This is a genomic window from Parasediminibacterium paludis (genome assembly GCF_042651445.1).
Taxonomy (GTDB): domain Bacteria; phylum Bacteroidota; class Bacteroidia; order Chitinophagales; family Chitinophagaceae; genus Parasediminibacterium; species Parasediminibacterium paludis.
Genome location: NZ_JBHSDC010000002.1, coordinates 614,409 through 626,367, shown reverse-complemented (window position 1 = coordinate 626,367; position 11,959 = coordinate 614,409). Strand labels below are relative to the sequence as shown.

Sequence of the window (11,959 nt, the reverse complement as noted above, 5' to 3'; positions counted from 1 at the left end):
ATGAGCGTTGCAACTTTATTTTTCTTTTCTAACTAAATCTATTTTTAAAGAAAAAATATGCGTGTACAATGGATTGGATTGATTGGCCAAATTGGTAAAAGCATAATCAATACCTACATTACCAAATCGAAAACCGGCACCAATGCTTGGTTGATAAATCCAAACCTTTTTCTGGTTGGTTGTGTCACCGTCACTTAAAGCCTGCTGAAAATTAGAGATACCGCCACGAAGAAATAAATTGTTATTAAAATTCGCTTCAAAACCCACACTTGGGTCAATACTAACAGCACTTGAACTGATGACTGTATTTCGCTTACCATCAAATGTGCAGCTTAAATTAGCCTCTGTCAATAAATGAAATTTAGGATTAAATTCAAAATTATAACCAGTACCAAGCACCAATCTTGGCGCAGTCATTTCTGTACTTTTTACAGGTATGTCATTATTGGTTAAATACAATACTTGTTTTTCTCTATCAGTAAACGAAAAGCTCCAAGCGTTGAAGGTAGTTGTAGCATCGCGAAGCACGGCTGCCAAGTGCCAATTTCTTTTTTGCATTTGAATACCCACATCAAAACCAAAACCCCATGCCTGTGCAAAGCTACCCACCTTACGGTAAATCACTTTTGCATTGCCGCCAACACTTAGTTTCATGTCATCATCGTCACGTAATTTTTGCGAGTAACTTAATAAAAACGCATAGTCTGCTGATGAAAATGTAGAAATATTATTATAATTAATGGATCCATCTGGCTCAACCAGATACAATGTATTAGGAATATCATCTACAGCAAATCGCAGCACCGAAATACCCAACGTTCTATTCCCATCTTTTGTGGGTAAAGCTAAGCCAGCAAAATCGTATTTGGCTATGCCAGAAAAATATTCTGCATGCATCACACTTAGTTGTGGGTGTAGCGTTATATTGGTTAAAGCAGCTGGGTTCCAATAACCAGCAGTAGCGTCATTAACACTTGCTACTTGTGCGCTACCCATTCCTAAACCTCTTGCGCCAGCACCAATATTTAAAAATTCGTTGGAATATTTTCTAAACTGGGCATCACAATTACTTGCTAGCAACAGCAGTAAAAGCCCTAAAAATAATTTCAATTTTAGCATGTTTATCGTCATAAATAGGCCGTAAATTATGCAGTTTTTAGATATTATTTCATGCAATGTTTTCTTACAGAATTAAAGAACTGAAAATTGCTATTTCTGCTGCTTGTATCTATGAATTCATACAAAATATAAAATATATATTAAGATGTATTTAATATTTCGGCAATTAGAAGTAATAGTACGAATGTTTAAACCTAACTTAAAAAAAGGTACATCCTCATCAACAGACAAAAACGCATCACTATTTCTTAAAATCAAATAGCGTGGCAGTAAAAACGCCACGTTCTCTTTTCTTAAAAATAACATCCCAATTGCCCTTATAGCGCAAAATTTTAGGCACAAGCAAGCCATCAAATTTGGTCATTTCTACCTCCATACTCACGTCAAAGTCGTACACACCAGCTTTGTAGCTCAGTGAGTAATTTCTTGCTAGTACTTCCAAAGTTGTGATATCAAACCAAGTAATCATCGCATCTACTACAATATCATCTTTTTTGAAAAAGCCTAGCTTTTCTTTAGGTGTAATTGAAAAAACATAACAAGGCTTACCTTGAAAATCTTGAACATCTAAGCGATAATCGTACACTTTGGCGGCGTGGTCATCATACAAGTCCAATTTATCACCAATAAATGGAATACCTTTTATCTTTTTGCCGGGGTTGAAAAATAGCATTTTCAACTGTTCTTTGTGCTTGCTGATACCAGATTGGCCCGCAGTAGAAATCACATGACCAGTTACAATATTATCCTCGCCGCAAATTTTACCTTTGGTGAAAAAAAGTGCAGCATATAATTCCGCTGTGAGATAGTTGTAAGCATGATTTCTGTCGTAAAAATCACCAGTTGTTTGCTCTTGCAAAATGGTCATTGTTCTACAACCATCAACACGAAGCTGTTGTGTTTTACCAAATAAAGAAGCTTTTACCGCACCGTTTTTATCCATCATTTTAATATCATTAAAAGATGAATAATTTAAGATACGTAAGTTTCGAAAAGCTTTATAAAACGTAGTGTCGTCTTTAATTTGTTGCAGTACTTTTTTATAATCAAAATGATTCCGAACAACTACCTCAGGTAGATTAATTTTTTTATTATCAATGATGATAGAAGTATCCTGCGCTGCGGCTACAGCACTCATTAATAGAAAAGCTATCAATAGGCGTATTATCATTTACCAAAACTCATTCTATAATCTACTTTCACTTTGCCCTTAGTAATATCTGTTAGTTTACTACCAAGCATTTTCTTACGCAAAGGTTTTAAGTAATCGATGAATAATTTACCTTCAATATGGTCGTACTCATGTAAAATTATACGGGCAGTAATGCCAGTAAATGTTTTTACTTGCAGTTTAAAATTAGCATCTAAATATTCGAGTACCACCGTTTCGTGGCGACTTACATCTTCTCTAATTTTTGGTATCGATAAGCAACCTTCGTTGTAAACCCATTCTGGCCCGGATAACTCTACAATTTTAGCATTGATGAATGTTTCTTTAAGACCAGGTTCATCGCTATACTTCCCTTTATCTTCATCGTCTTGATTGTCAAAAATTTGTTTACTATCAATAATAAACAAACGAATATTTCTATTAATTTGAGGAGCCGCCAAACCAACACCATAACTGCTGTACATGGTTTCCCACATATCATCCAAGAGTTTCTTCAATTCGGGATAATCAGGTGTAATTTCTTCTGCTACTTTACGTAAAATGGGGTTGCCGTAAGCTACTATTGGTAAAATCATATCACTCGAGAAATCCTACTACAAAGCAGGTATTTAAAAGATAATTTAAGAGCACAAATATAAGCAATGTGAAGTTGTGATTAACGATTAAGCAAATACTCTTGTAACAACATGGTAGCAGCTACTTGGTCAATATTGGCTTTTACTTGTCTATCTTTCTTTTTCATGCCCATGTCTACCATGGCTCTTGAGGCGTTTTTAGAAGAATAACGTTCATCAACTGTTTGTACAGGTATTATGGGGAAATTTTTGTGTAGTTGCTTGATAGCTGACAAAACCAAAGGTGTGCCATGCGTAGGTGTATCATCCAAATTTAAAGGCATACCGATTAGGATTAATTCCACAGATTCTTTTGAAAAATAATCTTTTAAAAAAGGCATTAAGGTTTTGGTATCGATAGTCGTTAAAGCGGTGGCAATAATTTGCATAGGATCGGTAACTGCAATGCCTGTGCGTTTTGCGCCATAATCTAAACAAAGAATGCGTGCCATAAGCCCTAAATGAAAATTTCAATCGATGAATACAATTAGAAAAATTACAATATTACTACATCAGCAATTACAAACACTGCAAAAACTACACTTGCAATACCGTTTGCCGTCATAAAAGCAAGGTTTACTTTGCTTAAATCATTAGGTTTTACAATGGCATGTTGGTAAATAAGCATGGTTACAAATACAGCTACACCTAGCCAATAGAGCCAGTGAAAATGACCATAAAAACCTGCTGCAATCACACATGCTGCACTTACAACATGCAATATTTCAGATACACGTAAACCTTTGCCTTTACCCAAAACAGCAGGTATTGAATACAATTGTTGCGATTGGTCGAACTCAACATCTTGCAATGCAAAAATGATATCGAAACCACTTACCCAAAAAATTACGGATAATGAAAACAAAATTGGCAAGAGGTCAAATCTTCCTGTAACAGCTAAATAAGCACCTATTGGCGCTAGCGATAAACCCAAACCCAACACCAAATGACACAAAGCTGTAAAACGTTTGGTATAGCTGTAAAATAAAATGACAAACAAAGCAACAGGGCTAAGTGCAAAGCAAATAGTATTAATAAAGTAAGTGGCTACAACAAAGATGACGGATGACAGAATCACAAAACGTAAAGCACTATTAGCCGAAATAATACCAGCGGGAATTTCTCTAATAGCAGTACGTGGATTTTTAGCATCAAAGCTCCTATCTAAATATCGATTAAAAGCCATAGCAGCACTACGAGCTGAAATCATGCAGATAAGAACGAGAAAGAATTTGCCAATAAACTCAACCAAGTCAAAACCCAAATCTAAGTGTTGAAATGTGTAGCTTTCTTTACTTGTAGGAATAATGCTACCATGCAAATCATTTCTATATCTTACCCCCAAACTAAACCCAATAAAAGCAAAAGGCATGGCGAAAATGGTGTGCGAAAATTTTACTAACGACAAATAATTTTTTACTTTACTCATTCCTTATAATCGATTAAATCTTACTAAATCTTGGTTCAGACAATTTCCATAGCACAATACCTGCAGCTACGCTTATGTTTAAAGAATGCTTGGTGCCTAATTGCGGTATTTCTATACAGCCATCACACAAGTGCAGAATGGCTTCGTCTACTCCTTCTACTTCATTGCCAAATACCACGGCTATCTTTTCGCTGCTATGATTTACAAATTTTTCTAACGAAATACTGCCTTCAACCTGTTCTACTGCAAAAACTTTATAGCCTCTTTGCTTTAAATCGTTTACAGCATTGGCTGTTTCTTCATAATACAACCAATCAACCGTTTCTGTTGCGCCTAAAGCTGTTTTATGAATATCTCTGTGTGGTGGTTGTGGTGTAAAGCCACAAAGGCAAATAGCTTCTATCAAAAACGCATCCGCAGTTCTGAACACGCTACCTACATTGTGCATACTCCTAATATTATCTAGCACTGCAACTATGGGATTTTTCTCAGCTTGCTTAAATGCCTCCTTACTTATTCGCCCCAAATCGTCCATGCTTAACTTTCTCATACCTGCAAAGATATGAGAGTGACTAAAAAGATAACGACAACACATACATTTACCATATAAACAGACAATCCCGCAACTAGTTGCGGGATTGTCTGTTTATAAATTCCTTGAAAGATATTGCTTAAAAACTACCTTTAAAAGTGCCAGAAAACGAAATCGTTGCACCAGCTACATTTTTAACAGAAGTGGTGTAAGTACCTTCTATAGTAGTAGAGGAAATAGCGGTAATAGTAACGGTACCTGGTGTGGTACTTAACGTACTAAAATAATAATCTGACGCTGCATTCGTACCTGTAAAATAACCTGCAATGGCGGTTTGAGATGATGTTGCTGTATTTAATGGCAAAGTAGTTGGCGTTTTTACGTTTACAAAAGTTAACCCCACAATTGCTTGTGGCGTTAAAGTATAACCGCCTACATAAATACTATCGTAAGTAGAAGTTGTAACGCGTTTAAAAGTGCTGTACGTACCTGTTAAGTTAAGCGATAAACCACCTGTTGCAGTGAAACTACCTTGACCAGACGGATATGCACTACTGTTATCGTCTTTTTTACAGCTTTGTAGCATAGAAGCCATTACCAATATACCCAATAAATAATTTATTATTACCTTCATCGTTACAACGTATTTTATTTTAAACTGATAGATATATGCCAGTAAAGCCAAACCCTATTATTTTGCAGTACCGTTATACGACACGCCCATCTGAGTTATCGCTGCCTCTTGTTGTATTATAATATCAAGATCAATAATAAAATGATGATAATAATAGCACCCACAGACAAATAAATACCGCCATTGTTTCTAGCTTCTTTGCCTAAAACTCTCAGTTCTTTTCTTAAAGCCTTTCTATCGGCACTAGTTAGTGTCGATTTATCCATGTCTCTTATTTCCTCTATTCTCGCTTTTATGCGTACAAGATTAGCCTCTTTGATAGCTTCACTGTTAGCATTAGCGGCAGTGCTCGTGGCAACTGCAATGGGTTCAAGATTAGTAGCTTTAGAAGTTACCGTTGTTGCCAATAATACCATTAGCAGTATTGACATGTAAATTTTTTGTTTCATAATAATTATTTTATTAATTATTACTTAGAATAAATCATGCCACGTATTGACAAATGTTAAAATTAGATGTAAAAGAATTTTTAATAGGTGAATTTTCCAGATCAAAATTGGTTACCAACATTTACAACCCTACACATCTACATTTAAACTACTAACGCTAAAATCCTGCTACACTATCATCGCCTCTTTTATCTGCCGCAGTTTCTAATTTACCATTGGGTAAAATACGGATGGCTTCAGTTTTACCAATGGCTGTGCGCTGTGTTATTTTATAACCCATTGCTTGTAATTCTGATATTATTTTAGTAGGAAAACCTGTTTCTACGGCTACTTCATCTGGCAACCATTGGTGGTGAAATTTTGGCTTGTTAACCGCATCTTCTGCGCTCATATTAAACTCAAGAAAGTTTACCAATGTTTGAAAAACAGAAGTAGGAATGGTAGTACCTCCTGGTGTTCCACAAACGATATATGGTTTACCTTGTTTCAATACCAATGTTGGGGTCATACTACTCAACATGCGTTTGTTAGGTTGAATAGCATTTGCTTCACCACCTATGGCGCCATACATATTTGGCACGCCAGGTTTTACACTAAAATCGTCCATTTCGTTGTTCATTAAAAATCCTGCACCACCTACTACCGTTCTACTACCATAGCCACCGTTTAATGTAGTAGTAACACTTACCATATTACCCGCAGCATCCATCACACTAATATGCGTGGTTTCGTCGCTTTCATGAATGGTGCCAGCTTTAATTGCAGTACTTGGTGTTGCTTTGGTACTATCGTAATCGGCCATTCTATTTTTTAGATAAGTATTATCAGCCAATGTTTTTATCGGCACTTTCCAAAAATCAGGATCGCCCAAATGTGCTGCTCTATCGGCATAAGCCCTTCGTTCTACTTCTACCATTAGCTGTACCGCTTTTGTTGATTGAAAACCATAAGCAGAAAGAGGTTTTTGCTCAATCATTTTCATCATTTGTAGTACAATAATACCGCCACTGCTTGGTGGTGGCATACCAATAATACTGTAGTCTTTATAATTAAAAGCAAGCGCTGCACGGGCTTTTGCTTTGTAATTTTTTAAGTCCTCTTTACTTACAATACCTTTTCCTCGCTGCATTTCAGCTACAATTAAATCGGCAGTTTTACCTTCATAAAAGCCTTTTTGCCCAAAATCTCTAATACGTTTTAGGGTTTCAGCTAATTCTTTCTGCACCAATGTATCGCCAGCTTTCCATTTACCTTCTTTCACAAATGCAGTAGACATGGTTGAGTTTTTAATAAAAGATTCTCGGGTTGCATTTAGGCCTGCGGCTTCTCGTTCACTAATCACAAATCCAAACTCAGCAATATCTATCGCAGGTTGTATTAATGTTTTCATGGGTAATTTGGCATAAGGCAAGGTGGCGAATAATCCTGCAATGGTGCCTGGTACACCACTTGCTAAATGTCCGAGCACGGATAAATTAGGAATCACTTTGCCAGCACTATCTAAATACATGTCTCTATAGCCTTTCTTGGGTGCCGTTTCTCGGTAATCAATAGTAATATTTTTACCTGCTGGTGTATGGCCTACCAAAAAACCGCCACCGCCAATATTACCAGCACCAGGATATACAACGGCCAATGTTAATTGCGTAGCAATAACAGCATCAAATGCATTACCACCTTGTTGCATCATGGCTGCACCAACCATACTTGCTAATGGATGGGCACAACTAACAGAGGCTTTACTAAACAACGCAGTTTTTTCAATGGTGTAATGATAAGGGTCTATCATTTTACCCGCACCAACTAACTGTATACCTGTCAGGTTTTTTAAACCTGATAGATCTTGGTTTATTTTTTTGGGCTGTGCAAAAAGCGATAGCTGGCAAATACAAATGATTATGAGCGAGACAATTTTTTTCATAAGCGGAAGATAAATGTTTTAATGAAACTAATGTAACCAAATAGATAAATCTCCTTTCAAATAAAAAACTAACGATTACTTTGGACTGCTTTTTTACTTGTTATATATTCACCCCTCACACAAACATGTTTATGAGAAAACTATTATTGGGATTGTTATTACTTACATCCATCGTTTCATTAGCACAAAACCTACAAAGCCCTGACCAATTTCTAGGTTACAAAGTAGGTACACGTTACACGCGTCATTATAAAGTGGTTGAGTATTTTAAAAGCGTGGCAGCAGCTTTACCAAACATGGTAAAAACTGAAAAATACGGCGAAACCAACGAAGGTCGCGAACTGATGATTGCTTATATCGCAACACCAGAAAATCTTAAAAACTTAGAATCTATTCGCTTAAATAACTTACGCATTGCTGGCGCTGCAAAAGATAAAGCTGCACCTTCGGTAAAAGATGCACCCGCTATTGTATGGCTTAGCTATAATGTTCATGGCAACGAAACCTCCTCTTCAGAAGCAGCGATGCTGACTTTGTACGCCTTAGTAGACCCCACCAACACACAAACCAAAGAGTGGTTAAAAAATACAGTAATTATTATGGATCCTTGTATTAACCCAGATGGCCGTGACAGATATGTTAACTGGTTTAATAGTATGGTTGGTAAAAACTATAATCCTAATCCTCAATCAAGAGAACATGCAGAACCATGGCCTGGTGGCAGAAGTAACCATTACAATTTTGATTTAAACAGAGATTGGGCTTGGCAAACACAAATAGAAACCCAACAGCGCTTAGTAAAATACAACCAATGGTTACCACAAATTCATGTGGATTATCACGAGCAAGGCATTAACGAACCTTATTATTTTGCCCCTGCCGCCGAACCTTACCACGAACTAATTACCCCATGGCAGCACGAGTTTCAAGAAATGATTGGTAGAAACCACGCCAAATATTTTGACGCCAACGGTTGGCTATTTTTTACCAAAGAACGTTTCGATTTGTTTTACCCATCTTATGGCGATACCTACCCTATTTATAATGGTTCTATTGGTATGACGTTTGAGCAAGGTGGCGGCGGTAGAGGTGGTCTTGGTGTGGTAAAAGCAGATGGCGATACCTTGACCTTGCTTGACCGAGTGATGCACCATTATACCACTGGTTTATCTACCATAGAAACTGCTAGTAGAAACGCCCAAAAACTGATAGACGAATACAAACGTTTTTTTGATGATGCGCGTAGTGCTAAAAATTTCACTTATAAAACCTATGTATTAACCAGCGACAATGCAGACAAGCTAGCCGCTGCCGAAAAACTATTTAAAGCCAATGGCATAGAATATGGTGTATTAAGTAATACTAGCTTCAAAGGTTTTAACTACAATACTTTAAAAGAAGGCGAGGCCACGTTGAAAAAATACCATATTGCTGTAAGCATGCAACAGCCGAAATCGGTTTTAGCAACTGTCTTACTAGAACCAAAAGGCAATTTATCTGATTCTAACACTTACGACATCACAGCTTGGGCAGTACCTTATGCTTTTGGATTAGATGCCTATGCAGTAAAAGAAAACTTAGCTATTACCGCAAAACCTACTGACACCAATACACCTGCTATTTTACCAGCCAACAAATACGGTTATTTAATCAAATACGCTTCTTTGGCTAGTGCCAAAGTAATGGCTAGTTTATTAAAGCAAGGCGTTAAACTGCGTATGGCTAACCTACCATTTACTTACAATAAAGAAAACTACGACCGTGGTACTTTAATTGTGTTAAGCAAGGGCAACCCTGCTAATGTGAACCAAAAAATTAGCGAAGCTATTAAGGGTTCTTCAGTGGCGGTGAGTGTGGTAGAAACTGGCTTTATGGATAAAGGGGCCGACTTTGGTAGCCCCGATATCAGCTTTATTAGTGCGCCTAAAGTAGCAATGCTTAGTGGCGAACAAACATCGTCTACTGGTGCTGGGGAAGTGTGGCATTTCTTTGAGCAAACGCTAGACTACCCTATTACATTGTTTAATGCCGCAGACCTTGCTAGGGTGAGCCTTAAAGATTACAATGTATTGATCGTACCTGATGGCAACTACCGCTCTTTAAACGATAAGCCAATAAGCGATAAATTAAAAGACTTTGTGCGTAGCGGCGGTAAAATTGTAGCATTAGATAATGCAGTGATGCAATTTGCAAATGGAGATTGGGGCTTAAAAGCAAAAGAAGATAAAGCAGACGATAAAGAGAAAAAAGATGACTACGCAGCCATTAAAAAATATGGTGACAATCAACGCTCTCGCATATCTGACCAAATACCTGGCGCTATTTACAAAATAGATTTAGACAATACGCATCCACTTGCTTATGGCTATCCTAACTATTATTACATTTTAAAACAAGACGATAATATTTATCAATTCTTAAAAGATGGCTGGAACGTTGGTACTATTAAAAAAGAGGCTTATGTAACAGGTTTTGGCGGCGTAAAAGTAAAAGCCAAACTAAAAGACGGTACTTTATTCGGCGTACAAAATATTGGTAACGGTAGCATCGTATACCTCAGCGACGACCCAATTTTCCGCCTGTTCTGGGAAAATGGTAAGCTTTTATTCTGTAATGCCGTGTTTGTGGTGGGGCATTAAAAATAAGTAACCACATAGGCATATAGACACATAGCAAAGCCGCTAGCAATAAGACTAGCGGCTTTTTTTACGTAAAAATTATTAACCCATTGGTGGTAATAATTTAATTTGTATTGGCGGATTCTTAAATCTTGTTACTAATTTATAGCCAATATAGCCTGCTATTGCAATACCAACTACTAGTACTCCTTTATCGCCCAATAATTCTATCAAACGCATAAATAATCTCGCCCTGCCCGTACTTGGTTCGTATGCTGCACCATTTGCCATTGCCAAAGCTTCGTTATAACTAAAAACGGTAACACCAGCTACCAATGCCAATCCTAAAAGATGTTTCCAAATAGCGCCAAAGGGCGATAATTGGGCTTCACTACGTGTAAAATAATGTTCAGCTTGTAAATGATTAAACAATACTTCAACATTTGAATTATCAACAAAAGAAAATTCACAATCAGACCCTATCCCAAGTACGGCTTTATATTTTATCGATAATTCTTTGGCAGCATCTTCTTTTGTAACCGATTTAATTTTGTCGAATGGTATTTCGATTTTTGTAGCTAGGGTAAGCGTTTTACCCCATGACTGCTCAAAATCCTCTTCAGCGTCGAACTTATTACTAGAAAAATGCAAGCCCGAGTCAGCAATATATAAGCTTTGAATTTTACTGCCGCTTACTTTAAAAAGCCTTGTTGTTAAGCTCATAAATAAAATTGGTTTTGGTATTTGGTAAATAAAGCATCAATAGTAGCAAACATTACTATAAGTGTAAGGCTATAATAAATAATAAAATAAAAAAAATCTTGTGCCATGAAATAGTAGCACCCAAAAATAGCACTTAGACAGTAAGCCGATGTTCATCGGGAAATAAAAAACTATCTCCAAGGACAATAATGTATTCATCTAGAAATAAAAAATTATCTTTGACAGTAAGAGACTATTTATAGAAAATCAAAAAAATATCTACGATAGTAAGCAGTCGTTCATCGAGAAATAAAATACTATCTTAGACAGTCAATCTATCACCTAAAATCCTAAAAAAACAATTATTTTAGCTAAAAAAATTATGTTACAACTAGACGTATTAAAAGTGTGCAATAACAAAGGCATTGATAATCCCAAACGCTTTTTGGTGCAGCACGGTTTCTCGCATTCGGCAGCATTTAGATTGGTAAATAACCGACAAGAAAGCGTTAGTATGTCGGTACTGCAAAAGCTTTGCACCATTTTGTATTGTACACCTAACGATTTAATGAGTTGGCACGCCACAGAAAACAACATTTTACCCACAGATCATCCACTGACCAAATTAAAACCGATAGCCAAACAAGCATCTATTGCTAGCCAATTAAAAACAATGGCGCCAGATAAAATTTTAGAAGTACAAGCCTTTATTGATAGTCTAATAAAGAAAGAGGATAACCAAAGCCTTTGATGTTGGGGGAAATAACAAA

The 11,959-nt window shown here is 36.7% G+C and carries 12 protein-coding genes; 2 read left to right on the top strand and 10 right to left on the bottom strand.

The annotated features are described in order from the left end of the window. Nucleotides 1-15: 15 nt before the first annotated feature. The 9 genes from ACFOW1_RS03285 to ggt all read right to left on the bottom strand — a co-directional run bounded on the left by ACFOW1_RS03285 (nt 16) and on the right by ggt (nt 7,869). Nucleotides 16-1,119 carry a putative type IX sorting system protein PorV2 gene (locus tag ACFOW1_RS03285; protein ID WP_379012284.1) on the bottom strand — a complete coding sequence of 368 codons (1,104 nt, stop codon included), beginning with the start codon at nt 1,117-1,119 and terminating at the stop codon, nt 16-18. 241 nt (nt 1,120-1,360) lie between these two features. Beyond that, nucleotides 1,361-2,290 (bottom strand): hypothetical protein, encoded by a 930-nt coding sequence (locus tag ACFOW1_RS03280; RefSeq protein WP_379012283.1) that lies wholly within the window; start codon nt 2,288-2,290, stop codon nt 1,361-1,363. Then, the gene (gene def, locus ACFOW1_RS03275; protein WP_379012282.1) at nt 2,287-2,865 is read right to left on the bottom strand and encodes a peptide deformylase; all 579 of its coding nucleotides are present in this window, start codon (nt 2,863-2,865) and stop codon (nt 2,287-2,289) included. The genes ACFOW1_RS03280 and def overlap by 4 nt, the downstream gene beginning before the upstream one ends. Nucleotides 2,866-2,945: 80 nt before the next feature. After that, entirely contained in the window at nt 2,946-3,356 is a 411-nt protein-coding gene (gene ruvX, locus ACFOW1_RS03270) for a Holliday junction resolvase RuvX (protein ID WP_379012281.1), read from the bottom strand. A 44-nt stretch (nt 3,357-3,400) separates the two neighbouring features. Continuing rightward, nucleotides 3,401-4,333, bottom strand: a complete 933-nt coding sequence (locus ACFOW1_RS03265; protein ID WP_379012280.1) for a UbiA-like polyprenyltransferase — start codon at nt 4,331-4,333, stop codon at nt 3,401-3,403. Nucleotides 4,334-4,346: 13 nt separating this feature from the next. Further along, complete coding sequence (locus ACFOW1_RS03260) at nt 4,347-4,883, bottom strand: RNA methyltransferase (protein WP_379012279.1); 537 nt, start codon at nt 4,881-4,883, stop codon at nt 4,347-4,349. A 121-nt stretch (nt 4,884-5,004) separates the two neighbouring features. Continuing rightward, a complete protein-coding gene (locus ACFOW1_RS03255; protein WP_379012278.1) occupies nt 5,005-5,499 on the bottom strand; it encodes a hypothetical protein in 495 nt (164 codons plus the stop codon). A 116-nt stretch (nt 5,500-5,615) separates the two neighbouring features. Further along, nucleotides 5,616-5,948, bottom strand: a complete 333-nt coding sequence (locus tag ACFOW1_RS03250; RefSeq protein WP_379012277.1) for a hypothetical protein — start codon at nt 5,946-5,948, stop codon at nt 5,616-5,618. Between the two features lie 157 nt (nt 5,949-6,105). After that, on the bottom strand, nt 6,106-7,869 hold the full coding sequence (ggt, locus tag ACFOW1_RS03245; RefSeq protein ID WP_379012276.1) for a gamma-glutamyltransferase: 1,764 nt from the start codon (nt 7,867-7,869) through the stop codon (nt 6,106-6,108). Nucleotides 7,870-8,000: 131 nt separating this feature from the next. Between ggt and ACFOW1_RS03240 the strand changes: the two genes are divergently transcribed. After that, nucleotides 8,001-10,508: a M14 metallopeptidase family protein gene (locus ACFOW1_RS03240; RefSeq protein ID WP_379012275.1), complete on the top strand. Its 2,508-nt coding sequence runs from the start codon at nt 8,001-8,003 to the stop codon at nt 10,506-10,508. 81 nt (nt 10,509-10,589) lie between these two features. On the opposite strand, the gene ACFOW1_RS03235 is transcribed toward ACFOW1_RS03240, so the two are convergent. Then, on the bottom strand, nt 10,590-11,210 hold the full coding sequence (locus ACFOW1_RS03235; protein ID WP_379012274.1) for a hypothetical protein: 621 nt from the start codon (nt 11,208-11,210) through the stop codon (nt 10,590-10,592). Between the two features lie 361 nt (nt 11,211-11,571). On the opposite strand from ACFOW1_RS03235, the gene ACFOW1_RS03230 reads away from it, so the two are divergent. After that, nucleotides 11,572-11,940, top strand: a complete 369-nt coding sequence (locus ACFOW1_RS03230) for a helix-turn-helix domain-containing protein (RefSeq protein WP_379012273.1) — start codon at nt 11,572-11,574, stop codon at nt 11,938-11,940. The last annotated feature ends 19 nt before the right edge of the window (nt 11,941-11,959 follow it).

Excerpts from the sequence above, each read along its gene's own strand:
- ACFOW1_RS03285 (WP_379012284.1), bottom strand. The coding sequence starts at position 1,119 with ATGCTAAAATTGAAATTATTTTTAGGGCTTTTACTGCTGTTGCTAGCA.
- ACFOW1_RS03280 (WP_379012283.1), bottom strand. The coding sequence starts at position 2,290 with ATGATAATACGCCTATTGATAGCTTTTCTATTAATGAGTGCTGTAGCC.
- def (WP_379012282.1), bottom strand. The coding sequence starts at position 2,865 with ATGATTTTACCAATAGTAGCTTACGGCAACCCCATTTTACGTAAAGTA.
- ruvX (WP_379012281.1), bottom strand. The coding sequence starts at position 3,356 with ATGGCACGCATTCTTTGTTTAGATTATGGCGCAAAACGCACAGGCATT.
- ACFOW1_RS03265 (WP_379012280.1), bottom strand. The coding sequence starts at position 4,333 with ATGAGTAAAGTAAAAAATTATTTGTCGTTAGTAAAATTTTCGCACACC.
- ACFOW1_RS03260 (WP_379012279.1), bottom strand. The coding sequence starts at position 4,883 with ATGAGAAAGTTAAGCATGGACGATTTGGGGCGAATAAGTAAGGAGGCA.
- ACFOW1_RS03255 (WP_379012278.1), bottom strand. The coding sequence starts at position 5,499 with ATGAAGGTAATAATAAATTATTTATTGGGTATATTGGTAATGGCTTCT.
- ACFOW1_RS03250 (WP_379012277.1), bottom strand. The coding sequence starts at position 5,948 with ATGAAACAAAAAATTTACATGTCAATACTGCTAATGGTATTATTGGCA.
- ggt (WP_379012276.1), bottom strand. The coding sequence starts at position 7,869 with ATGAAAAAAATTGTCTCGCTCATAATCATTTGTATTTGCCAGCTATCG.
- ACFOW1_RS03240 (WP_379012275.1), top strand. The coding sequence starts at position 8,001 with ATGAGAAAACTATTATTGGGATTGTTATTACTTACATCCATCGTTTCA.
- ACFOW1_RS03235 (WP_379012274.1), bottom strand. The coding sequence starts at position 11,210 with ATGAGCTTAACAACAAGGCTTTTTAAAGTAAGCGGCAGTAAAATTCAA.
- ACFOW1_RS03230 (WP_379012273.1), top strand. The coding sequence starts at position 11,572 with ATGTTACAACTAGACGTATTAAAAGTGTGCAATAACAAAGGCATTGAT.